Source organism: Arthrobacter sp. UYEF20 (assembly GCF_040546335.1).
Classification (GTDB): domain Bacteria; phylum Actinomycetota; class Actinomycetes; order Actinomycetales; family Micrococcaceae; genus Arthrobacter.
Genome location: NZ_JBEPNP010000011.1, coordinates 1 through 23,312, shown reverse-complemented (window position 1 = coordinate 23,312; position 23,312 = coordinate 1). Strand labels below are relative to the sequence as shown.

Sequence of the window (23,312 nt, the reverse complement as noted above, 5' to 3'; positions counted from 1 at the left end):
TCGCCCTGTTCTCAGTATCGGGCTGCCCGGCTCGGCCGTCGTGACGGCCGATAACAGCGCACGTACGCCGGGTAGATCAGGTGGGAATCGGTTCCGCGTCGCACTGCGTGAGGTCAGAGTCGACAAAGGATGAGGCCCCGATTTTAGAAGCCGCTGGATGAGGGACGGGAGATCCATTGTCCGGCGCGCATGACTGCGAGGACGGTGAGGTTGGGATCGAGTGCGAGGAGGTCGGCGCGTTTGCCGGGTTGCAGGGATCCGACGTCTGTCAGTCCCAGCATGTTGGCGGGGTGCTGTGTCAGTGCTTTGAGGGCTTCGGTGAGCGGGACGCCGGCGGTCTGAACGGCGTACCGGAGTGCTGCGTCAAGGGTGAGCGTGCTGCCGGCGATGCTGCCGTTGCTCGTCAGGCGAGCTTGCCCGTCGTGGACGTCAACGTCCAGGTGCCCGAGCCTATAGCGGCCTTCGGGGGCTGCGGCCGCTGCCATGGCGTCGGTCACGAGGACTGCTTTCGCGGGACTGTTGAAGATGGTCCGGATCATCGCGGGGTGGAGGTGGACGCCGTCGGCTATCAGTTCGACGAACGCTTCCTGGTCTTCCAGTAACGCTATGGCCGGTCCGGGCTGCCGGTGGTGGACGGGCCGCATCCCATTGAAGATGTGGGTTCCCGCGGTGGCCCCGGCACGGATGGCTGCCTGGGTTTGCTCGTAGGAGGCGTCCGTGTGTCCGATGGCAACGATGGCTCCGTGGTCCAGGATCTGGCGTAGGGCATCGAGGCCCCCTTCCAGTTCGGGAGCAAGGGTCACCATGCGCACGGTTCCGGCGCCTGCCTGCAGGAGCTGTTTGATTTCGTGCGGGTCCGGGGTGCGCAGCAGTTGCGGCGCGTGCGCTCCTTGGTGTGAACGGCTGAGCCAGGGCCCTTCGAGATGGATGCCGGCTAGTACGCCGTTGCGGACTTTTGGTGCAAGGGCCCGGACGTGTTCTTCCAGTTGATCCAGAGGCGCGGTAACCAAGCTTGCCATGATCGAGGTGGTTCCGTGGCGCAGATGGGTTTCAGCGATTCGGTCTGCAGCGTCCGGGTCCGTGTCGTTGAAGCTGTACCCTCCGCCTCCGTGCACGTGGGCGTCTATGAATCCCGGAACGAGGGCCGTTTCCAGCCTGATGTCGGGTTCGCGGGCCGGCTTCCCCCGGCCGATGGCCTGGATGAGTGTCCCGGATATTTCGATCCACCCGGGTTCCAGCCATTGGCCGGCGCTGAAAATGCGTGCTGCTTCGATGATCATGACGTCATGCTTTCGTTCGTTGGCCCAGCTGCGGCGTGTCAGGTGCGCTGCAGTTTACTTGCGGCTGCCTCGTCGAGGATGACGGTGACGTGGGGGTGGAGTTGGATCATGGATGCCGGGAACTGCTCGGTGACGGGCCCTTCGATGGCCCGCGCCGCGGCCTCGGCTTTGCGCTGGCCGTGGGCGATCAGCAGCAGGTGCCGCGCTTCGGAGATGGTGCCCAGGCCTTGGGTGATGGCGTGGGTGGGAACGTCCTCCAGCGAGTCAAAGAACCGGGCGTTGTCTGTTCGCGTGCTGTCCGCCAGTTCAACCACGCGGGTCCGGGAGGTAACTGAGGAGGGTGGTTCGTTGAAGGCCAGGTGTCCGTTGGAACCGATGCCGAGGATCTGGATGTCGATGCCGCCGGCGGTGCGGATGCGGGCTTCAAAGTCTGAAGCCTCCAGGGCGGCGTCCTGCGATTGTCCGTCCGGGGTGTGGATGAGGGAGGGGGTCAGACCGAGCCGGTCGATGACTTCGCGGTGGATGACCTGGGCGTAGCTGTGCTTGTGCGTGGAGCCCAGTCCGAGGTATTCATCGAGGGAGAATCCGCGCACGTTCCGCACATCGAGATTCTCCCGGGCGAGTGCCTCGTACAAGGGCAGGGGTGAGGAGCCGGTGGCCAGCCCCAGGACTGCATCGGGTTTTTCCCGTATCAGGGCGGCAACGATCCGGGCGGCGCGGACACCGGCTTGGGCGGAGGTGCCGGTCTTGATGATTTTCACGTGAGTTTCGTTGTTCCTGTCGTGGAACCGGGGAGGTTCCCGGCGTCGGATGGCTTGGAATGTCGTGGCGTTCTGCCGGTGTTCACTTCACGCTGCCGGCGGTCAGTCCGCCGATCAGCCGTTTTTCGATCAGCATGAACAGGATCACCACGGGCACGACGGCGACGATGGAGACACCGAATACGTACTGCCATGCGGAGTCATACTGCCCGACGAATTTGGTCAGGGCGACGGAGAGCGGCTGGTTTCCGGCGGTCTGCAGGATCACGAGGCTGGCCGCGAACTCGTTCCAGCAGGAGACGAAGGTGAAGATGATGGCGGTGACGATGCCCGGCCACACCAGGGGGAGGTTGATTTTGAACAGGACACTGAATCTGCCGGCACCGTCAATCTGCGCCGCCTCATCGACTTCCTTCGGCACACTGGCGAAGAAGCTGTGCATGATCCATACGGCGAAGGAGAGGTTGAAGGCGGCGTTGACAAGGATCATGGCGAGCCAGGTGTCGGCAATGTTCAGGGCGAGCATCTCCCGAAAGAGCCCTGCGGTCAGTACTGCCGGTTGCAGCATCTGCGTCACGATCACCAGGAACATGAAGACCATTTTCCCGGGGAACTTGAACCTGGCCGTGTAATACGCGGCGGGGGTGGCGACCAGCAGCACCAGGATGGTGGCGCAGGAGGCGATGACGATGGTGGAGATCAGGTTTTGCGGCAGTGGTGTCTCCGGCGTTGACCACATGGTGGCGTAGTTGTCGAAGTGGGCCGTGGCCGGGAGGTATTTCGGGGGGACGCCAAGGATCTCCGGGCGGCTCTTTAGCGAGCCGATGGCCATGATCACATAGGGGGAAATGAAGATCAGCGCGATGATCAGGCCCGCCGCCATGCGCAGGGCCACGCGAGGGCCGCTGGCCTGGTCGCTGCCGTAGCGCGTCTTTCGCGGTGCGGTGGTGACGACGGCGGGACCGGCCGGTGTCGTCCCAGCCACGGGCGGGAGCGTCGAATGTGCCACTAGTTCACTTCCTTCATGGGTTTGACGATTTTGATGTAGGCGGCCACGATCACCAGGACAATGGCGAAGTTGACAACGCTCATGGCGCTGGCGACATCCAGCCGCTGGTCGACCTGGATCCACTTGAACATGCGGGTGATGAGGGTGTCGGCGTCGTATCCGGGCAGGGAGCCGGTAATGAGTTTCAGGATCGCGAGGTTATTGAAGACGTTGATGATATTGATCAGCACTGCCACGGCCAGGCTGTCGCGAAGCTGCGGCAGGATCACACTGAAATAGGTTCGGGCAGGGCTGGCGCCGTCCATTTTTGCGGCCTCAAGTACCTCCCCGGGTACGCCCTGCAGGCCGGCGAGGATCGTGTAGGAGGTGAAGGGCAGGGAGACAAAGACTGCGGTCAGGATCGCCACGATGAACGCGGAGGGCATGCTTTTGGTGAAGCCGAAGGGGACATCGATCAGGTGCAGGTCCACCATGAATTTATTGATGATGCCGTAGAAGGGGTCCAGGCCGTAAACGAACACGGTAGTGGTCATGACCACGCTGGCCGCCCAGGGCACAATCACAGCCATCCGGACCAGGGTCCGCCCGGGGAAGGGCTTGTTGAGGAACTGTGCCAGCGCCAGGGACAGCACCACGGTAATGATGACCACTGCGGCAACCCACACCACGGTGTTGGTCAGGACGCGGGGCAGGGCAGGGTCGGCGAAGACCAAGGTAAAGTTCTTCAGCCCCGCGGAGCCGGTGTCCGTCCCGTAGCTGCTGATCGAGCGGAACGCGTTGTAGATCATGTAGGCGGCGGGGAACAGGACGATGCCGAAAATCAGCACCAGGCAGGGGGCGATCCAGGGCAGCGCCTTCCAGATGCTGTCCCGGCCACGGCCGGCCTTGGGGCGCCGGGGCGCAGCAGGCCCGGCTGCGGGGGTGTCTTGGGTATCGCCCTTGGCGACTGTTGTACTCATGGGAGATTCTCCGGGGTTTCAGAGGGTGGATCTGTAAGGGGATGGCCGGCGGGTGACATTTCCGTCAATCACCGGCCACCCCCGGGGGCCTAGGAAGCGGCGTCGGCCTTGGCCTGGATGTCCTTCAGCACTGATGCCGGGTCTGTTCCCTGGGCGATCTGACCTATCAGCGACTTCACGGCGCCCTGCGTTGCGGTCCAGGCCTTATTAGTGGACGGGTAGAACCTGGCGTTGGGCAGAAGGTCAAGGAAGGGCTTCGTATCAGGGTTGGATGAGAGTTTTTCGGCGCCTGACTTGGTGGTGGGCAGGAAGCCTTCCGCTGAGACCCACTTGGTGTAAACGTCGGTCGAGTAGAAATTGTCCAGGAACTTCCTGATCGCGTCTTGCTTTTTGCCGTCGTTCTTGAAGGCCATCAGATGGTCAGCGACGCCGAGGGTGAAAGGCGATCCGTCTTTGGTGGGGATGGGGGCCACACCGTATTTCAGCGCCGGGTTCTTTTCCTTGATCTGGCCCACCGTCGGTGGCAGGGCCTCGATCATGCCCAGCTGGCCCTGGATGAAGACGTTGATCAGCGGGGTGCGGTTGGTGGCGCCGGCGTTGGCCTGCGTGACCTTCTCATCGACCAGCTTCTTCATGAAATTGGCGCCTTCCAGGTTCTGCGGAGTGTCCACGGTGACCTTCTCGGCGTCGCCGTAGCCGCCGCCGGCACCATAGAACCAGATGCCGGTTTCGCCCTGGGCCTCCTCGGAACCGAGCGGGAGCCCGTACCCGGGGGTGCCGGCCGCGGTGATCTTCTGCGCAGCCGCTTCCAGCTCATCCCAGGTCTTCGGCGGCGCGGAGATTCCGGCTTTGGCGAAGAGGTCCTTGTTGTAAAAGAGAGCGCGCGCGGAAGCGATCAGTGGCATGCCGTACTGGGTACCGGCTACGGAGGCGTTTTTCACGAATGTGTCCTGGAAGTCCTTCGCCGTGGACTCCGAGAGAACGTCCTTCGCCGGGTACAGCAGCTGGTCCTTGGCGAAGCCGGCGAAAGCATCGATGTTAAGGATATCCGGGGCCTGTTTTCCCTGGATCTTGGTTCTCACGACATCGTTGATGTTGTCCCAGGACTGGACTTCAAGGTTCACCTTGATGGTCGGGTTGTTGGCTTCGAAGTCCTTGATGATGCCTTCCCAGCGGCCCTTGGTGCCGTCGGAATAGCTCGGGACCAAAAGGTTGATGGTGTTTTCGGCGGCGCCGGCGTTGCCGCCGCCGGATCCGCCGAACCCGCAGGCGGAGAGCAGCATGCTGGCCGCCGCGATTGAGGCGAGTGCGCCGGTGCGCAAGGACTTCTTCATGGTCTTCCTTTACTTTCAACGGACGTCACCCGCCTCCGCCGCGGGCCTGAAGCAGGAAAGCCTACGCAAGAAGAAGTAGAGTGACGATATGTGATGTGAGCGCAAAGATTACAATCATTTGCAATCATGCTTCCCGTTGATTGTCTCGTGATCCAGCTCTCAGGTCAACCCTTTTTACGGCGGAACCCTTCTCCTCGGGTGACCGCCGACGCCGTCCCCCACCCAAGGAACGGGCAATTTCGGGTCATTTTTTACGCGGCCAGGATCCAAAGACGTCATTAGCTTGTTAGTGATGTTTACATGGTCAATACAATCAGCAATAATCATCCTGTTGGGTGAGTTTGAACGGCGCCGACTGCTGCATGCGTTCATGTTCCCCGATGACCTGTATCTGATCCCTCTCCAGAAGGAGCCTGTCCTCATGACCGAGCCGCATATCGTCCGTTCCCTGCTTGGTGCCCACATGGAAGCCGAACTGTCTTCCCAGCCCGAGGTCTGGGCGCGGGCTTCCGAGCAGGCCCGTTCCGAAGCCCGGAACCTGGTGCCCGCCGACGGGCAGAAGATCGCCGTCATCGGTTGCGGCACGTCCTGGTTCATGGCCCAGTCCTATGCGGCCCTGAGGGAATCGGGAGGCCGTGGGGTGACGGACGCCTTCGCGGCGTCCGAGGCCTTTGTCAACCGCGGCTATGACGCGGTCGTTGCGATCACGCGCTCCGGGACGACGACAGAGGTCCTTGAAGTCCTGGACCGCCTGCAGGGTACAGTCCCGACCGTGGCCCTCGTCGGTGACACCGGCTCGCCCATCACGGGAGTCGCCGGCTCCGTTGTCGGCCTGCCGTACGCGGATGAAAAGTCTGTCGTGCAGACCCGGTTCGCCACCACAGCGCTGGTTTACCTGCAGACCGCGCTGGGCTTCCCGGTGGATTCGGCCATCACCGATGCAGCTGCTGCCGTGCTGGAACCGGTAGCCCCGGAGCTTATCGACGCTGAACAGTTCACCTTCCTGGGCCGCGGCTGGACCGTCGGTCTGGCCCACGAGGCAGCCCTGAAGATGCGCGAAGCCTCCCAGTCCTGGACCGAGTCCTACCCCGCGATGGAATACCGGCACGGGCCTATCTCCATCGCCGCCCCCAACCGCGTCACCTGGCTCTTCGGAGAGGAGCCGCAAGGATTGGCCTCGGACATGGCAGGCACCGGGGGGTTGTACATCCACCGCGACACGGCACCGCTTGCCGAGCTTGTGCGGGCCCAGAAAGTTGCCCTGGAACGTGCCCGCGCCCGCGGCCTGGATCCCGATCAGCCGCGGAACCTGAGCCGATCCGTCATCCTGGACGCGTAACCAATGAATCATGACGGCGGACGTTTCGGCGCCGAAAGCCAGCCGGCAGTGCTGGCCTTCGATGTCGGCGGAACTGATATGAAGGCAGGCATCGTCCTTCCCTCCGGGCGCATCATCGGCCTGCAGCGGCTGGCCACCCCCAAGCACCCGGAAGGCACGGGAGAAGCCGTGATTCAAAAGATCACTGAACTCGCGGCGGACTTCCGGTACCGGTATGCGGACCATCCCTTTAACGCTGCCGGACTCATCGTCCCCGGCTTGGTCGATGAAGTCACGGGCACAGGCATCCTCTCCGCGAACCTGGGGTGGAAAGACTTCCCCTTCGCTGCACGGGCACAGGCCGCACTCGGACTCCCTGTTGCCTTCGGGCATGACGTCGGGGCAGCGGGGGAAGCCGAGTTCCGGTTCGGGGCAGCACGGGGCACGGCCGACGCGGTCGTCTTGGTGATCGGAACCGGCATCGCCGGGGCAGTATTCAGCGACGGCAGGCGCCTGACCGGCGGCGGATACGCTGGCGAACTCGGTCACGCCCCGGTACCGGATCCCGACCGGCCAGGCTCAACGACCATTCTCGAAGCCGTCGGCTCGGCCGGAGCCGTTGCTGCCCGTTACACCGCCGCCACCGGTCGCAGCGTGGCCGGCGCCCAGCAGGTTCTGGCCCTCGCCTCAGCCGGAGATCCGGACGCAGGCCGGGTCTGGAACGAGGCCATCGACGCGCTTGCGTTCAGCATCGTCCACTGTGTTTCGATCCTGGGGTCCCAGACGATCGTCATCGGCGGCGGTCTCTCCCAAGCCGGCGAGGCGCTGCTCGGTCCCCTGCGGACCCGCGTGGAGGAACTGCTGACCATCCACCGGCGCCCCCTGATCGCTCCCGCGACGCTGGGCCAAAACGCCGGACTGATCGGCTCCGCACTCAAAGCCCGTGAACTCCTGGACACCATCGAATCCGACATCGAGGCCCAATGAACTCCCCGTCAACAGCCCCAAAGCGCCTCATCGTCACGGTCACACCCAACCCCGCAGTGGACATGACCTACCACGTCAATGGCATCCACCCGGGCCGGACGCACCGCGTTTCCCCACCACTGGAGCGGGCCGGAGGCAAAGGACTTAACGTCGCACGCGTTGCCCACCAAATGGGCCACCCCGTCCTCGCTGTGGCACCGGTGGGAGGCACCACCGCAACCGTGTTCCGCACCGAGGTGGAGGCCAGCGGCATGCCCCACAGGCTCATCCCGGTTACCGCAACTACCCGTCGAAGCCTCGCTTTCGTCGACACCGCCCGGGATCTGACCAGCATATTCAACGAACACGGACACCCATTGGAGGCTTCCGAGTGGCAGGCGCTGACCGCCGCCGTCGCACAGGCCCTGGACCGGAGCCCGGACGGCGGCTCACCGCGCTGCGGGGTTCTCGTCGGATCCGGCAGCCTCCCCGCACACGCCCCCGATGATTTCTATCCGGAACTGGTCAGACTCGCGCACAGGCATGACCTGCCTGTGGTCATCGACACCTCCGGCCGGGGAATGCTGGACGCGGCACGGGCAGGAGCGGACCTCCTCAAGCCGAACCACGAGGAACTGATGGACGCCACGGGCCAGAGCGACCTTCCCCGGGCAGCGCGCCACCTCCTGGACCTGGGCGCCCGGATGGTTCTCGTCAGCGCCGGCGCCGACGGCATGTACGCCTTCACGGCCCAAACCCCATGCAGCCATTGGAAAGCGCGGCTGCCCCGGCCCCTGACCGGCAACCCCACAGGTGCCGGCGATGCTGCCGTAGCCGCTGCCGCTGTTGCCCTTGCCTCGGGCGAGAGAGATCCGGAGAAAATCCTGCGCGCGGCCACCGTTTGGTCCGCGGCCGCCGTGCTCATGCCGGCCGCCGGCGAAATTTCACCGCGCCACGCCGAACTGGCACAGGACCTGATCGTCACCCAGGAGGAGAACACGCCATGACCCTTGCACCCACAGCAGAACTCATGGGCAACGCGGTTGCCCGCGGCGTCGGGCAGGGCGCCTTCAACGTCATCCATCTGGAGACAGTTGAAGGCCTGATCGCGGGCGCAGAGAGGGCCCGCCTGCCGCTCATCCTGCAGATCTCCGAAAACTGCGCCAAATACCACGGCGGACTCGAACCGCTGGCCCTGGCGTCGCTGGCCCTGGCACGAACGGCGAGCGTGCCGGTCGCCCTTCACCTCGACCATGCAGAAAATGAGCAACTGGCGATGCAGGCCGTGGATCTGGGCTTCGGCTCCGTCATGTATGACGGAGCCCACCTCGATTACGGGGACAACATCGCGGCCACAGCGCGGGTCACCGAATATGCTCATGCCATGGGCGTATACGTGGAAGCGGAACTGGGCAAGGTGGGAGGCAAGGACGGACCCCACACACCCGGCGTGCGCACAGACCCGACGGAAGCAGCCGATTTCGTGGCCGCAACCGGAGTCGACGCCCTCGCCGTCGCCGTCGGCTCCTCCCACGCGATGACCGAACGCAGCGCCGCGCTCGATCTGGAACTGATCGCCCGCCTTCACCAGACACTCGATGTTCCCCTCGTGCTGCACGGATCCTCCGGCGTTGCCGACAAAGACATCGTCGCCGCGATTTCCGCCGGAATGACCAAGATCAACGTCTCCACCCACCTGAACGGGTTCTTCACCCGGGCCGTCCGCACCTGCCTCGACACCGACCCGGCCCTGGTCGACTCACGCAGATACTTCCGGGCAGGCAGGGACGCGCTCGTGCCCGAGGCGGCCAGACTGCTGACCCTCTTCACCACTCTGGAGCCAGACTCATGAACCGGACCGAGCGGCTTAACGCGATCCTGAACCTGCTTGCCGAAAGCGGACAGGTTGAAGTGGACGAAATCGTTGAAAAGCTGGCCGTGTCGCCGGCCACGGCCCGGCGTGATCTTGACGGCCTGGCATCCCAGAGACTGCTGTCCCGTACAAGAGGCGGAGCGGTCAAGGGCTCCGTCGCCTACGATCTGCCCGGCCGCTACAACCGCGATGACAATTCACAGCAAAAACAGCTCATAGCCCAAGCCGCCAGCAGCCTCATCCCCTACGGCGCCGTGGTCGGCCTCTCCGGCGGCACCACCAACACCGCCATCGCCCAGGTGCTGTCCACCAGAGCGGACCTGAATGTTCCATCGAACCGGCCGGCACTGACGGTCGTGACCAACGCGATTAACATCGCAGCCCAGCTCGCCGTGCGCCCCAACATCAAAATCATGGTGACCGGCGGAATCGTCAACGCCCGCTCGTACGAACTGGTGGGCCCCTTCGCCGACGCGACCCTTCAGAAAGTGGCCCTGGACCTCGCCTTCATCGGCGTCAACGGCGCGGACCCCATACTGGGACCCACGGTGAACGACGAAGGCGAAGCCACCGTCAACTCGCTCATGGCCCGGCGCGCGTCCGAGGCATACATGGTCGCGGACTCGTCCAAGATCGGCCAAAGATCCTTCGCCACCATGAGCGGATTCGTTTTCCGCAACCTCATCACCGATGCCGGCATCACCCCCGCCGACAAGGCCGCCTTTGAAGCCAGCGGCGTCAAAGTCATCATCGCCCGCTGACAAACCCCGGACCCACTGACAACGACAGACCCCAGGTTTCGCGAAGGTCTGGCGGTGTCACCGTGGCTAGATCATTTGCCGTCCTCAGACCTCAGCGGTGACAGGCGTCCATGGCATTGGCTCATCCGCCCTTACCGCCATGGATCTGAGTGTACATTCAGAGGAGTTACGCTAGCCAAGGAGTCTCTGATGCCTCGTCCCCGCTCTCCGCTGTTGTCCGTCGATGCGATCGTCACGGCGGCGTTGGTGCTCGTTGATGAGGCGGGGGACTTCAGCTTCCCGAAGGTGGCGCGCCGGCTCGGCGTAAGCCAGTCCGCCTTGTATAACCACATCGAAAATCGTGAGCACATCATCGAGTTGATGCGGGGGCGGCTATTCGCCTCACAGATTCCGCCCCGGATCGAAAGTCTCCCCTGGGAGGATGCCCTGCGTGCCCTCGTGCGCGCCTACCGTGACAGATTCGCGGCCCACCCGCGTCTCGTCCCTCTGCTGATCACGCAAACGGTCCAGGATCCCGGCGTCGTGAGCTTCTACGAGGATATTGCCGTCACGCTCGAGGGGGCAGGCCTGGGGCAGGGCCAGATCGGCGCGGCGATTGCCACGATTGATTACCTTGCGTTGGGTGCGGCCCTTGACCTGACTGCCCCGGAGGTCGTCTGGTCCCCGCCCGAGGGGCAGTTCCCGGCGCTGCATCGTGCGGTCGCAAATTCCGGCTCCGTTGAGGAGCGGGCAGAGGCGGCCTTCGTTTTCGGCCTCGAGCTGCTCGTCGCCGGGGTGCGGGCCAAGGCGCTCCAGAAGATTTAATGAAAGCCTTTCAGTAACCTCTTGCGGTGAGGCGGAAGATGCTCCACACTAAATGAATGCCTTTCATTTAGTGACGGCATTCACATCCAGTCCATCCCTCGAAGGAAGACCATGTCCAACAACAGCGTGGAGCCAGAGGGCTCCGGCCGCGTCCCGCTGACGGCCAGGCGCGCCGTCTCCGTCTTCGGGATCAGCGTCGTGGGGTTCATGACCGCCAACCTGGTACCGGTCATGATCGTGGCCCTGACCGGCGAGCTCGGGTTCTCCGTCACTGACGCGGGTGTCCTGATCACAGCGTCCCTGCTGGCCTGCGCCGCGTCGTGTCTGTTGACCTCCCGATGGTCCTCAGCCGGTGGAGGCCGGTATGTAGTTGCCCGCGTGGGCCTGGCCTTGACAGCTTTGGGCTTCGGTGCCGCCGCATTTGTTCCGTCAGTACCCGTAGTTATCGCCGGCATCGTCATCGGCGGAATGGGCGCCGGCGGAGCCGTCTCCGCCGGCGGTGCTGCGTTGGGCGCCCTGCGCAACCCTGACCGCGCTTCGGGCATCAACGGTTTCACTAACCGGGCCATCGTGTCGGTCGTCCTGTTCGCGATCCCTGCTCTGGGGGCCGGAATGGGCAGTGCCTTCGGACTGCTTGCCGGTCTCGCTGCCGCTGCCCTGCTGACCACGGCATGGCTGCCGGACCGACCCGCCCCCACATCCACCTCAGGATCCTCCTCGCCCGCAACAACCATTAGGTCCTCCCGCACTACGACATTTGCGGGGGTCGGGCTGTTGGCATGCTTCGCCTTGTGGGCGCTCAGCGAGGACTCGCTGTGGGCCGTGGCAGCCACTATGGGGGCAGACCAGGCCAGCCTCGACGAGACCGGTATGGGCTTGGCATTGAGCCTGTCCGCATTGGGCGGACTGGTTGCCACAGCATTAGTCGGCGTGTTCGGGCGGCGCCTGGGACGCACCATCCCGCTGGCGGTCGCCCTGGTGGCCGGTGGCCTGCTCAAACTTCTCGCCGGGACGGTGACCGACCCGGGCTGGTATCTGATGGTCATCATCGCCTGGAATACGCTCTATGCGGCCGCCTTCGTGTACGTGCTCGCTGTCGCCGTCGCGCTGGATGCTTCGGGACGGTGGTCGGCACCGCTGCTGGGCGTATACCTCATCGGCTCCTCCTTCGCCCCCGTCTTCGGCACTTCCCTCTCGGCCGCGATCGGCTATGCCGGGATGGGCATGGTCCTTGCCGGGATGACCTTTGCCCTGCTGGTTCCCTTCCTCGTCATCTCCCGCACCTCCGTCCGGGCCGAGACCACCCCGGCCGGCCGATCTGCGCCGGAGCCCGAGTTCCCCCAGGCAGCGATCGTCTGATGCTCCCCGCCACTTTCCCACCATCCGAAAGCGTTCCCGTGACCAACCGCACTCTCTACACCAATGCAACGATCTTTACCGCCGACGGCACCGGCGCCGAAGCCTTTATTGTCGAGGAGTCCCGGTTCAGCTACGTCGGGACCGAGGCCGACGCGCGCCGGACCGCAGGGCCCGACGCCGCGGAGGTCGACTTGGCCGGTGGCTTCGTCCTGCCCGGGTTCGTCGACGCCCACACTCACCTGCTGATGATGTGACAGGCCGTGCAAAAGGTGGCCCTGCGCGACGCCTCGGACCTTGCCCACATTCAGCAACGGCTACGTGAGGCGGCCGCGGAGAACCCACAGGCGCCCAGGATCCTGGGCGCAGGCTGGCTTTACAGCGCCTTGGGGGGTGCTGCGCCGACCCGCCAGATCCTTGACGAGGCCGTCGCCGACCGACCCGTGTACCTCGACGCGAACGACCTGCACTCAGTGTGGGTCAACAGCGCAGCACTGGCGGAACTGGGTATCGACGATGCCACGCCAGACCCCATCGGCGGCCGGACCGGCCGCGACCCGGCCACCGCGGCGGCCGACGGAATGCTTTACGAGACAGCCGCGCAGCAGATCGTCTGGCCCGCCCTGGCCCGGGCCGCCACTGACGCGGACCGCGACTCGCACCTCGAGGCGGCCTTCGACCATTACCTCTCCGCCGGTGTCACCAGCGCCGTGGACATGGCCGTTCAGGACGACGACCTCGACACCTTCCGACGAGCCCTGCACCGCCACGGCGGCTCCCTGCCACTGCGGGTAAAGGGCCACTGGCTCGTCTTCCGAAACGAGGCCGACCAGGACAACCTCGCCCAGGTCCACCGGGCCGCAGAATTGGCCGCGGAGCTCTCGGGCGAGTGGCTGCGGATCTGCGGAATCAAGATCGTCATCGACGGCGTCATCGACAGCTGCACTGCAGCCATGAAGGAGCCCTACGCCGACGGCAGCCGCTGTGAACCCATTTGGGATCGGGAGTCCCTGATCCCGGTGGTGGTCGCCGCCGACGCTGCCGGCATGCAGATTGCCCTGCATGCCATCGGCGACGAAGCGTCGGACATCGCCCTGGACGCCCTCGAAGAGGCGCACCGCATCAACGGCCCCATGGACCGCAGGCACCGCATCGAGCACCTTGAGACCGTCACCGACGCCAACGTGCGGCGGCTCGCCGCCCTCGGTGTGGTGGCCTCCGTGCAACCCGTCCACGCCGACCCTGCAATCCAGGACAACTGGAAGGCCGTGCTGGGCGACCACCGAGTCGAACGGGCCTATCCCTGGACCGAATTCGTCGCAGCCGGAGCCACCCTGGCCCTGAGCACGGACGCGCCCACCGCCCCGCACCAACCGCTGCCCAACATGTACATCGCCACGACTCGGAAGTCCGCTATCGACCCCTCGTTGCCGCCAAACCAGCCGGACTAGGGGTGGCTTGTGAATAAGTGAAATATCCGACGCTAGCTGTAGTGCCCTGCTAAAAGTAGGTTGGGCGTCCCGCCTCCTGGCATCGGCCGGGACTAGAAATCCGAGACGTTCTGCCCTTCAGCCGAACTCGACGCCCAGAGGAGGCTGAGCTGGAGTATTCGCGCAAGGCGTCAACGATCGTTCCAGCCAGGGCCAGGACATTCTCATCGGTGAGGTCCAGGGCAGACACCGATGACTTTCACCCCGGGGCGGCGGTGGGTGCGAAGTGTCGCTCGTTATCCGGGTCACTTTTGTGGGTCGCTTCGGCCAGCTTCGATATGACCTGGTGCGGTGTTCACGCCACACCAGCGGGTTTGCTCGCAACCGCGCCGTGAGGTCCTTGTGTAGCGTGGCAGCTACACGGAAACGCAGATCCTACAGCGGGTCTGAATAATTTCAGTTCTGCAAACACGAGGACAAGACCGGAATGGCTGAAATTCGCACGAGGCGCTACGCAGCAGCTCTGGCGGTCGTCACCGTGCTGACCGGACTGAACGCCTACGCGCTGACGACGTTCGACGTCGTGGGTGTCCCGTTTGTCTTCGGGACGGCCCTGCTCGTGCAGCTGCTGCTGATCATTTCATTCGCCTTCAGCCTCGTCATGGCGCTCCATACGCCGCTGAAGATCGTCTTCTCCATCCTGGCCTCCGCCGGGCAGGGCATACAGGCAAATCCATACATCGTCAGTCTGCGAGGGCGTTACCCCCGCCTCACGCGGTGGGCTGGCCAAAGATTCTCCCGTCAGCACCCCTACGGGCTGGTCCTGACGGCCGGCGTCGCGGCCTCAGCCGCCAGCCTGCTGCTTTTCCTAAACATCACCCAGGCAGTCGTGCTCCGGACCTCCTTTGCGGGGCTGGACCAGCGGATCCTCAATCTTGTCCCGCACATCCGCACGTCCGCACAGAACGCTCTCTTCAGCGTCCTGACCTTCGCTGCCAGTTCGGCCTCGTTCGCCGTGTTCGTGATTGTTCTGACGCTGGCATCCTGGCGGGCGCGAAAACTTTGGCTTCCCGTTCTGTTTGCCGGTGCGTTCCTTCTCAGGACCATCGGTTCCACGGCAGCCAAACAGCTGGTCGAACGCCCCCGCCCGGACCGGTCACTGGGCCTGATGACGGAGAACAGCTTCAGTTTCCCCAGCGGACACACGCTGACGGCAACCGTCATTCTCGGTCTGCTGGCCTACCTGCTGGTCCGCGTCATCAGGTCATACGTCGCAAGGCTGCTGATCCTGTTAGCCGCAGTAACAGCCGTATTACTGGTTGGTCTGAGCCGGGTATACCTTGGCGTCCACTATCCGAGCGACGTGTTCGGCAGCTTTGCGTTGGGTCTGTTCATCCTGTCCGTCCTCATCACCGCGATCGAGATTAACGAACGCTTCCGGTTAATGAAGCGGGTGACGGTGAACACTGCCCTCACACGGCCGCTTCTGATCGCATTCGCCGCTGCTGTGCTCTTGGCCGGGACCTTCGGGGTGCCCTTCACACCCCTGACAGCGGTCCAGCCCCAAACACAAACCCAGGCCCTTCCGGCGCTGAACGCGGACGGAGTCAAGCAGTTGCCCGTCTACAGTGAGACGCTGACCGGGGCCAGAATGGAGCCCATCAACTTCATCTACCTCGGCACCCAGGGCCAGGTAGAGGAAACCTTCAACCGGGCCGGATGGTTCAAAGCGGATCCCTCCACGCCGGGGAACACGCTGCGGGCCATCCTTGTGGCACTGCGAAACGAGCAATACCCCACCGCCCCGGTCACCCCGTCATACCTGGATTCCGAGCCAGAGACGGTGGCCTTCGAAAAACCCACCGACGCCAACACCCTGGTGCAGCGCCACCATACACGGCTCTGGAAGACCAGCTTCACCCTGGAGGGCCTGCCCGTCTGGGTTGCCACCGCCAGCTTCGACAAAGGCATCGGACTCGGAACGAAGTCCGGATTGCCGACCCACCATATCGACCCCAACGTCGACTCCGAACGTACCTACATTCTCCAAACACTGAACGTGGCACACCCCGAGCTCGTGCACGTCGTCGACGCCGAACTCGGGCACAACGCCACCGGGGACGGATTCTTCACCGACGGTCAGGCAGCAGTAATCAACCTAACGACTCCGAATCACTGAAGATGAAGCCGTCATGCGCCCCAGCCTGTCCTCCTGAAGGACCCGGGTCTTGACAGGCTTCCTTGGCGCGACGCTGATCCCGACACGAGATCGTCATCATCTCGGCGGGACCCGCAACCGCTGCATAATCAACCCGGCGGCCGGGCATCCAGACACCGGGTTGGTTGTGCGGGCGGGCATCCAGCAGTAGGGGGCCGCCGGGTCATGAATGTCCCGGCCAAACAGGGTTCGGGTGCCCGCGGCGCATTCAGGGCAGATGGCGGCCGGCAGTACGGTTCCGCACTACCTGGCGCAGGGCCGTGGTGGTGGGGACTGCGAGGAGGATCAGCGCCAGCGCACCGTACCCGGCAGTGAGGGTTGTGGCGGTGGCCACGGCCCCGACGAGCAGGGGGCCTCCGGCATCCCCCAGTTCCCGGCCCAGTTCGGCTGTTCCCATGGTTTGCCCGAGCCGTCCGGGATCTGTGACCGCGGCCAGGGAGGCGAAAGCGACAGGGGTGATGATCCCGGTGCCGACACCTATGCACACCGCGACTATCAGCAGTCCCGCAAGTCCGGGCGCCATGGCGGCTGCGAGGCCGGCCGCGGTCAGGGCCAGCCCGAGCCACAGGGCGCGATTGTGGCTGAGAACATCGGCGTCCACAGCCCTGCCGGCCCAGGGCTGGATGATCGCGGCACACACAGCCAGGACGGACACTGCAGCACCGGTTGCTGCCGGCCCCAGCCCTGCCGCAGCTCCGGTCAGGGGCAGGAATCCGACGCCCACGGACAACGCTGCCGTTGCCGCTGCCAGGGCACCGGTCGGCACCAGGAAGGCCCTGTCGCTCAGACGGCGGGCAAGATCGGCCACTGTTTGGCGGACCCGCGGCACCGGCGCTACGGCGGGAACGGCAAGGAAAGCCCACCCGGCCACGGCGGCCGCGGTGCCCGCGGTGCCCGCGGTGCCCGCGAGGACGGTAAAGAGCAGTCCCAGCCCTCCGAAAGCCACCAGGATGCCTCCGAGAAGGGGCCCCGCGGTGTACCCGATGCTTTTGTAGAAGCCGTAGGATCCGAAGGCCCTGCCCTGTCGTGCGGCAGGGTTGAGTCGAGAGATCAGCGTTGAGGCGGCCGGAGAGAACGCGGCCGCTGCCGCGCCCTGGCCCAGACGGGCCGCCCAGAGCAGGGCCGGGGATCCGGCCCAGACGAAGCAGGCGGAAAAGAGGGCGAAGGCCACCAGGCCGCCCAGCAGCACCGGGCGCGCCCCGATCCGGTCAGCCAACATGCCGAAAACGGGTTTGAGCAGAACCTCCGCCCCGTCATAGACCGCCAGGAGCAGCCCGAGCATCAGCAGCGACTCGCCCTGCCCCTGTGCGAAGGACCCCAAATTCGCTGCGACCGCGTGGGCGCCGAAGGCCGTGGTGAACCCGGCCGCGTACAGCGGCCAAAGCTGCCGGCCCGCAGCGCGTCCGGTCCGCGAAGCAGCGGACATGCTCACACCCTTCGGGCCTGTGTGGCCGGGATCGGGGCCGGCCCGCCACCGGTTGTTAGGGGACCGGACATCACCGGGCCTCCGGCGCATCGTCCACGGAATGGTTCTGCGGTCCGGCCGGCGGCCCACCTGTGCGGCGCCGTCCCCGGCGTGACTTTCGAACGCGCCAGATAACGAGAGCGGCGACGGCCGCCAGAGCGATAATGACGGCGATGTCCCGGCCGGCGATTTTGGCCACCACTTCGTAGGAGTTGCCGGCCAGAAAGCCCAGCAGGACAAAACCCACACCCCAAACCAGGCCGCCGGCGGCGTTGAAGGCAAGGAACCGGGGGTAGTGCATACGGGAGGTACCGGCAAGGGCAGGCATGACCGCCCGGAAGAACGCAACGAACCGGCCCAGGAACACGGCCGAGCCTCCACGCCGGCGCAGGAAGTCCTGCGCCTTTTCCAGCTTCGCCCGCCGCCTGTCCATCACCATCAGGTTCAGCACCCGGGGCCCGAAGTGTTTGCCGATCTCGTAACCGACCGTGTCCCCGATGATCGCGGCCAGCACAACCAAGGCCATCATCAGCCACAGCTGCACGTGACCGCGGCTGGCCACCACCCCACCCAGGACCGCCGCGGTCTCTCCCGGGATCACGAACCCCACGAAGAGGGCATCCTCCGCGAACACCAGCAGCCCCACAAGGGTCAACGCCAGGGCAGGACTGACGTTCAGAACGCTGTCCACGAACCCGCTCATCAGCGCCCTCCCGTCAGCTCGGACGGTGCGCGGTACCGCAGCTTGACAGGTCCAGCGACGGCGCCAAACCGTGAGCGCGACGTGGGCCTGAACGGCCCGAACCACAGGCCAGGACGTGCGGGTCTGCGTTTCACTTCGTCTCCTTTGCGGTCCGGCGCGGGCTGGTCGGTGTCCGGGTGCATGCGCTCCTGGCGGAAGGCGGCCGCTCCACGCCGCCACCACGGATGTAACACATGATACATTCCTAATTGTGAGTGATGAGACGTTTTCGTGGGTGCTGGTGCTGGTGCAGATCCCGGCCGAGCCGTCGCGGCACCGGGTCGCGGTCTGGCGTGAGCTGCGCCGCGCCGGGGCGGTACCCGTTTCCCCGGGAACCTGGGTCCTGCCCGCCCTTCCCGCCTTTGAAGCGGCCCTGGGCCGGGCGGGGGAACTGGCACGCCGGGGCTCCGGCACACTGGCCATCGTCGATGCCGCTCCCCGGGATGACGCCGGAACGGCGTTTTTCCGTGACGCGTTCATGGCCGCGAGGGCCGAGGAATGGGCAGAGCTCATTGCCGATTGCGGCAAGTTCGAAGATGAAATAGCCCGCGAGATCGCCAAGTCCAAGTTCACCTTCGGAGAACTCGAAGAAGAAGAACAAAGCCTGGAACGGCTGCGCCGCTGGTACAGGGAACTGAAATCCCGGGATGTGCTGCGCCTGCTCCAGGCCGATACAGCGGAAGAGCGCCTGTCCCGGTGCGCAGAAATCCTCGATGGATACGCCCGGCAGGTCTACGACGCCGTCCTTCCATAAAACACTCCCACCCATGCCGCCCACCGCTGGTTCTCCCCGGGACCCCTCCCTCCCAAGGCGCTGTGAGACAGCAGCGTCCGGATATGTCCCACCGCCCACTGTCCTGTAAGGAAAGTCATGAAGCACTCCGCCCCTCCCGTTCCTCCCTTGGGGCTGCCCCTGCGGTCCTGGTGGTTCGTGCCCATTTCGGTAATCCTGTTCGCCCTCACCCTGACCATCGGCTTCCTGGCGAAGGTCTACGGTTCCCCGGGTCCGGACCTGGCATGGGATGTCAATATGATCCAGGACCGGGCCCCGGTGCTGACAGCTCTTGCCCTGGCGGTAAATGTTGTGCTCTCTCCTGCCGGTAACCTCGCCATCCTCCTGCTGACCTCCCTGGTGCTGTTGGTAGTAGGCCGCAAACCTCTCACGGCCCTGGCATTTGGTTCCACCGCGAGCGTGGGATGGCTCTCCTCGGAAATCGGCAAGTTCACGGTCGCCCGCCTCCGGCCTTCCTCTTCGATCACCCACGCGCTGATCCTGGAAACCGGACACGACAGCTTCCCCAGCGGCCACACCGCCTTCGCCGCCTCCCTGGGGTGGGCCGCGATTCTCATCCTGGCCGGAACCCCCGGGCAGCGCATCATCACCGCCGTCATCGGCGCACTGTTTGCCGTTGCTGTCGCACTCTCGCGGCTGTATCTCGGTGCGCACTATCCCACCGACGTGCTGGGCTCACTGCTGATCAGCACAGCCGGCATCCTGCTCTGGCTACCCCTCTGGAACAGGCTCATCGAGCCCCGGCTCCGCCACACATCACTGATCCGCAAACTGACCCCGCTTCCGCAGCCCTGCCGCACCGCCAACAACTGACTTCAGACCCGGCCCTTCGAATCGCGCAGGACAACGCCTCCCGATTCGGGGTCGCCGTAGTACTCGCCGAAAATCGGGCGGATATTGCTGGGGTAGGCTTCTGAGCTGGGAATTTGTGGGCCCGTTGGAGGTCGTTCTTGGCTACGCAGGTGTTCTCAGATGAAGAGCTGGATCGGCTTCGGGGGTTCCCGGAGATCGGCAGGGACGAGCTGTTCCGGTTCTTCACTTTGACCCCGGTGGATGTGGCGTTCGTCGATCCCGGCCGCGGTGAAAGCTGAGGTCGCCAAGCTGTAGTTCCTGCGCGGCCTGGGCGCGGACACCCTCGACTTGTCGGTGATGCCCACCGAGCGGCGTCGGTTCTTGGCCACGGTCGGGCGCCGGTTGACCGCGCAGGCGCTGGAACGACGCGATCCGCAGGGCCGCTACCCGATCCTGCTTACGGTGCTGGCTCAGTCGGCTACCGAAGCGCTCGACGAGGTCGTGCAACTGTTTGACCAGGCCATTTCCGCGCGGGAGAGCAAAGCTGAGCGCAAGATGCGCGACGCGCTTGCAGCGCGGGGCAGGGCCGGCGAGGACCGGCAGACGCTGCTGGATGACCTTCTGGCCATCATCACCGACCCGGCCGTGCCTGATGAGCAGATCGGCGGGTTGATCCGTGGTGACCGGATCGGGTGGCCCCGCCTGCGATCCGCGGTGGCGCAGGCTGCCGCGCGATCACGGGCACTTCACGGCTTTGGACGGCTCGTAGGGGTATCTGTCTGAATGCTCTCCATGCGACGGTGTCCGGCATTAACGATGGGGCATCCGTCGTGCGCTTCGCCGGGCAGGGACTCGGAGTCGCGCGTGGCGACCAGGGCAGATCTCAGAACTGCCAGGTGGGCGATGGTGTCGTCTATGTCCTGGACGCGTTGTGTGAGAATGCCGCGGACGGTTGCGCAGGGCGGCGTTCCTGATTCTTCCTGCATGGTGAGGATGCCCGCTATATCGTCCAGGGCGAGCCCGAGGGAACGGGCGCGCCGGATGAACGCCATGGTGTCGATATCATCCGCGGTGTACAGACGGTATCCGCCGGAACTTCGCGGCGGGGTCCGGATCAGCCCGCGTCGCTCGTAGAGCCGGATCGCTTTGGGCGTGAGGCCCGTGTCTTTGGCGGCCTGGCCGATCGTGAGCAGGGTTCCCATTATTTCCTCCTTGTATTGACGTTACCCCCGGGTCAAGGTTTTAGCGTGGGACGTACGAGGAGGAGGTGGAGGAAATGGCATTGCAACTAGGTGAGGTCTACCGTTGTCCGGATGCGTCGTGCGCCTGTGAGATCACGGTGACGAAGGGTGCAGCGGAAGGCCACGGAGGGGACAAGAACCCGACGTGCTGCTGCGGGCACAGCATGGAGAAGATCAGCTGAGCGGACGAACGCCAGGCTCGGTCCGGTGGCCGGGATCGTCGTGGACCGATGGAGTGCGGTGCCGGTGATGGTCTGCGCGGATCTGGCGAGGATGGTGTGCCGCGGTTGCGCGTCTTATGTATTCCTTGGGCCTGCGGAAATTCAGCCGTGCAGGACGGGCGCCGGGATCTGGTCGGGTTTAGAGGTAGCTGCAGATGCGTTCAAGGTCGCAGGCGGCGGGGTCCCCTGCCGCCGCGGCGTCATGAAATTCGGCGACGGTTGCACGCAGCGCGGTGAGTTCTGCGATCCGGCCGTCGAGGTCGCGGAGCTGTTCGGCCAGCAGATCCCGCACGTGTACGCAGGGGGCCTGGCCGATGTCCCGGACGGAGAGGATGTCACCGATCTGGGCCAGGGTCAGCCCCGCGGTGCGGCCGCGGCGGATGAATTCCAGCCTGCTGACCGTCTGCTGGGCGTAGTCGCGGTATCCGTTCGGTGCCCTGTCGGCGGCCGGCAGCAGGCCCCGGTCCTCGTAGAACCGCAGGGGTCTTGGCCGTCATGCCGGCGGCTGCGGCGGTTTCGCCGATGCGCATCATGCACCTCTTGTCCCGGGGATTTCCCTCTTGACTTTCCAGTTTAGTGGAAGGTCAAGAACGGATACAGGAAACCGTGTGTGCCGGCTTGGGACAGGGAACGCCCACCCTTTCCGGGTGGCCTTGAGTCCGGTGAGGACTCCGCGGTACTGCGCCCGTGGGCATCGGACTCTTGACCTTCCCCCGTGGTGGAAGGTGCAGACTGGGGGCACACCCATGCACGAGGCACCGTCGCGGGTATTGCGTGACGGCGTTGCTGTACGACTTTGGAGGATTTCATGCCGGAACCAACACCTGGGTTTGATCTGGCCGTCATCGGGTCCGGCGGCGGAGCGTTCGCGGCCGCGATCCGGGCGACCAGCCTGGGCAAACGGGTCCTGATGATCGAGCGTTCCACCGTGGGCGGGACGTGCGTGAACACCGGCTGTGTTCCCTCCAAGGCACTGCTGGCCGCGGCCGCGGCCAGGCATGTTGCCCTGGACGCGTCAGGCCGGTTCCCCGGCATCAGCACCTCCGCCGGGGAAGTGGACATGGCCGGGCTGATCGGCGGGAAGCGTTCCCTGGTGGAGACGATGCGTTCGGATAAGTACGCGGACCTGATCGCGGACTACGGCTGGGAGCTGCGCCAGGGCAATGCTGTGTTCGCCGGCACCCAGGACGATCCGGTCCTGGAAATCACCGGAGGCGACGGGGCCCGGGAATCCGTGAGGGCCGCGCACTATCTGGTGGCCACCGGGTCGGCCCCGTGGGCGCCCCCGATCGAGGGGCTGCAGGACACGGGCTACCTGACCTCGACCACGGCGATGGAACTCGAGGAGGTCCCTGACTCCCTGCTGGTGATCGGCGGCGGGTACGTGGCCCTGGAACAGGCCCAGCTCTTCGCCCGGCTCGGGTCCAGGGTCACCATGCTGGTCCGCTCCCGCCTGGCCTCGGCGGAGGAACCGGAGGCCTCGCGTGCCCTGATGGGTGTCTTCGCCGACGAGGGGATCCGTGTCGTCCGCCGGGCGGCCGTGGCCTCGGTGCGCACGGACCCGGCCACCGGCGGGATCGTTGCGACCGCGGCCGTCTCCGGCGGGCAGGAGGAATTCCGGGCCGCCAGGGTGCTGGTCGCCACGGGACGCCGGCCGGTCACGGAGGGCCTGAACCTGGCCGCGGTCGGCGTCAAGACCGGGGACGGCGGCGAGATCCTGGTCGACAGCCGGCTGGCCAGCTCCAACGCACGGATCTGGGCCGCCGGGGACGTGACCGGACACCGCGAATTCGTCTACGTCGCAGCCTCCCACGGCTCCCTGGTGGTGGAGAACGCCTTCAACCAGGCGGGCCGCGGGGTCGACTACCGGCACCTGCCCCGGGTCACCTTCACCTGCGGCCGTATGGTTTTGTGAGACAGCTTGTTAGGAGCCCTTCTTCACAATGACCGACCGTAAGATGTATAGCCAGAAGTACAAGGACGACGCCG

22 protein-coding genes and 2 pseudogenes are annotated in these 23,312 nt (G+C 65.1%); 14 read left to right on the top strand and 10 right to left on the bottom strand.

Annotated elements, in window-relative coordinates; translation table 11 throughout:
* Positions 1–143: 143 nt before the first annotated feature.
* The 5 genes from nagA to ABIB26_RS13355 form a co-directional block, all read right to left on the bottom strand.
* Positions 144–1,280 (bottom strand): N-acetylglucosamine-6-phosphate deacetylase, encoded by a 1,137-nt coding sequence (gene nagA, locus ABIB26_RS13375; RefSeq protein WP_354243798.1) that lies wholly within the window; start codon positions 1,278–1,280, stop codon positions 144–146.
* A gap of 38 nt (positions 1,281–1,318) precedes the next feature.
* Entirely contained in the window at positions 1,319–2,041 is a 723-nt protein-coding gene (locus ABIB26_RS13370) for a glucosamine-6-phosphate deaminase (RefSeq protein ID WP_354243795.1), read from the bottom strand.
* Between the two features lie 82 nt (positions 2,042–2,123).
* On the bottom strand, positions 2,124–3,050 hold the full coding sequence (locus ABIB26_RS13365) for a carbohydrate ABC transporter permease (RefSeq protein WP_354243792.1): 927 nt from the start codon (positions 3,048–3,050) through the stop codon (positions 2,124–2,126).
* Complete coding sequence (locus tag ABIB26_RS13360; RefSeq protein ID WP_354243789.1) at positions 3,050–4,009, bottom strand: carbohydrate ABC transporter permease; 960 nt, start codon at positions 4,007–4,009, stop codon at positions 3,050–3,052. The genes ABIB26_RS13365 and ABIB26_RS13360 overlap by 1 nt, the downstream gene beginning before the upstream one ends.
* Positions 4,010–4,098: 89 nt before the next feature.
* On the bottom strand, positions 4,099–5,343 hold the full coding sequence (locus ABIB26_RS13355; protein ID WP_354243787.1) for an extracellular solute-binding protein: 1,245 nt from the start codon (positions 5,341–5,343) through the stop codon (positions 4,099–4,101).
* 421 nt (positions 5,344–5,764) lie between these two features.
* Here ABIB26_RS13355 and ABIB26_RS13350 point away from each other — a divergent pair, with 421 nt between their 5' ends.
* The 10 genes from ABIB26_RS13350 (at position 5,765) to ABIB26_RS13305 (ending at position 16,030) form a co-directional block, all read left to right on the top strand.
* Positions 5,765–6,682 carry an SIS domain-containing protein gene (locus ABIB26_RS13350; RefSeq protein ID WP_502913666.1) on the top strand — a complete coding sequence of 306 codons (918 nt, stop codon included), beginning with the start codon at positions 5,765–5,767 and terminating at the stop codon, positions 6,680–6,682.
* A 3-nt stretch (positions 6,683–6,685) separates the two neighbouring features.
* The gene (locus ABIB26_RS13345; protein ID WP_354243784.1) at positions 6,686–7,648 is read left to right on the top strand and encodes an ROK family protein; all 963 of its coding nucleotides are present in this window, start codon (positions 6,686–6,688) and stop codon (positions 7,646–7,648) included.
* Positions 7,645–8,634 (top strand): 1-phosphofructokinase family hexose kinase, encoded by a 990-nt coding sequence (locus ABIB26_RS13340; protein ID WP_354243782.1) that lies wholly within the window; start codon positions 7,645–7,647, stop codon positions 8,632–8,634. The genes ABIB26_RS13345 and ABIB26_RS13340 overlap by 4 nt, the downstream gene beginning before the upstream one ends.
* Positions 8,631–9,479, top strand: coding sequence for a class II fructose-bisphosphate aldolase (locus ABIB26_RS13335; RefSeq protein WP_354243780.1), 849 nt, complete (start codon positions 8,631–8,633; stop codon positions 9,477–9,479). Before ABIB26_RS13340 ends, ABIB26_RS13335 begins: the two co-directional genes overlap by 4 nt.
* On the top strand, positions 9,476–10,261 hold the full coding sequence (locus ABIB26_RS13330) for a DeoR/GlpR family DNA-binding transcription regulator (RefSeq protein ID WP_354243777.1): 786 nt from the start codon (positions 9,476–9,478) through the stop codon (positions 10,259–10,261). Before ABIB26_RS13335 ends, ABIB26_RS13330 begins: the two co-directional genes overlap by 4 nt.
* 189 nt (positions 10,262–10,450) lie before the next feature.
* A complete protein-coding gene (locus ABIB26_RS13325; RefSeq protein ID WP_354243775.1) occupies positions 10,451–11,065 on the top strand; it encodes a TetR/AcrR family transcriptional regulator in 615 nt (204 codons plus the stop codon).
* A 111-nt stretch (positions 11,066–11,176) separates the two neighbouring features.
* Positions 11,177–12,424: an MFS transporter gene (locus ABIB26_RS13320; protein ID WP_354243773.1), complete on the top strand. Its 1,248-nt coding sequence runs from the start codon at positions 11,177–11,179 to the stop codon at positions 12,422–12,424.
* A gap of 38 nt (positions 12,425–12,462) precedes the next feature.
* A complete protein-coding gene (locus ABIB26_RS13315) occupies positions 12,463–12,678 on the top strand; it encodes a hypothetical protein (protein WP_354243770.1) in 216 nt (71 codons plus the stop codon).
* A 6-nt stretch (positions 12,679–12,684) separates the two neighbouring features.
* Positions 12,685–13,872: an amidohydrolase gene (locus ABIB26_RS13310; RefSeq protein WP_354243767.1), complete on the top strand. Its 1,188-nt coding sequence runs from the start codon at positions 12,685–12,687 to the stop codon at positions 13,870–13,872.
* A 466-nt stretch (positions 13,873–14,338) separates the two neighbouring features.
* On the top strand, positions 14,339–16,030 hold the full coding sequence (locus ABIB26_RS13305; RefSeq protein ID WP_354243765.1) for an LssY C-terminal domain-containing protein: 1,692 nt from the start codon (positions 14,339–14,341) through the stop codon (positions 16,028–16,030).
* A 247-nt stretch (positions 16,031–16,277) separates the two neighbouring features.
* On the opposite strand, the gene ABIB26_RS13300 is transcribed toward ABIB26_RS13305, so the two are convergent.
* Together ABIB26_RS13300 and ABIB26_RS13295 are read right to left on the bottom strand one after the other, a co-directional pair.
* The gene (locus ABIB26_RS13300) at positions 16,278–17,495 is read right to left on the bottom strand and encodes an MFS transporter (RefSeq protein ID WP_354243762.1); all 1,218 of its coding nucleotides are present in this window, start codon (positions 17,493–17,495) and stop codon (positions 16,278–16,280) included.
* 70 nt (positions 17,496–17,565) lie between these two features.
* Positions 17,566–18,225, bottom strand: coding sequence for a DedA family protein (locus tag ABIB26_RS13295; protein WP_354243760.1), 660 nt, complete (start codon positions 18,223–18,225; stop codon positions 17,566–17,568).
* A 262-nt stretch (positions 18,226–18,487) separates the two neighbouring features.
* Between ABIB26_RS13295 and ABIB26_RS13290 the strand changes: the two genes are divergently transcribed.
* A complete protein-coding gene (locus ABIB26_RS13290; RefSeq protein WP_354243757.1) occupies positions 18,488–19,030 on the top strand; it encodes a Chromate resistance protein ChrB in 543 nt (180 codons plus the stop codon).
* A gap of 117 nt (positions 19,031–19,147) precedes the next feature.
* Entirely contained in the window at positions 19,148–19,882 is a 735-nt protein-coding gene (locus ABIB26_RS13285) for a phosphatase PAP2 family protein (RefSeq protein ID WP_354243754.1), read from the top strand.
* A 155-nt stretch (positions 19,883–20,037) separates the two neighbouring features.
* On the opposite strand, the gene ABIB26_RS13280 is transcribed toward ABIB26_RS13285, so the two are convergent.
* Complete coding sequence (locus ABIB26_RS13280; RefSeq protein ID WP_354243751.1) at positions 20,038–20,169, bottom strand: hypothetical protein; 132 nt, start codon at positions 20,167–20,169, stop codon at positions 20,038–20,040.
* A 46-nt stretch (positions 20,170–20,215) separates the two neighbouring features.
* Here ABIB26_RS13280 and ABIB26_RS13275 point away from each other — a divergent pair, with 46 nt between their 5' ends.
* The gene (locus ABIB26_RS13275) at positions 20,216–20,644 is read left to right on the top strand and encodes a hypothetical protein (protein WP_354243748.1); all 429 of its coding nucleotides are present in this window, start codon (positions 20,216–20,218) and stop codon (positions 20,642–20,644) included.
* Here ABIB26_RS13275 and ABIB26_RS13270 read toward each other — a convergent pair.
* Positions 20,608–21,063 carry a heavy metal-responsive transcriptional regulator gene (locus ABIB26_RS13270; RefSeq protein ID WP_354243745.1) on the bottom strand — a complete coding sequence of 152 codons (456 nt, stop codon included), beginning with the start codon at positions 21,061–21,063 and terminating at the stop codon, positions 20,608–20,610. The two genes, ABIB26_RS13275 and ABIB26_RS13270, sit on opposite strands and share 37 nt — an antisense overlap.
* Positions 21,064–21,462: 399 nt before the next feature.
* Positions 21,463–21,853, bottom strand: a pseudogene (locus ABIB26_RS13265) (heavy metal-responsive transcriptional regulator).
* A gap of 278 nt (positions 21,854–22,131) precedes the next feature.
* Here ABIB26_RS13265 and ABIB26_RS13260 point away from each other — a divergent pair.
* Positions 22,132–23,217, top strand: a pseudogene (locus ABIB26_RS13260) (FAD-dependent oxidoreductase); the annotation flags it as partial.
* Positions 23,218–23,312 lie beyond the last annotated feature (95 nt).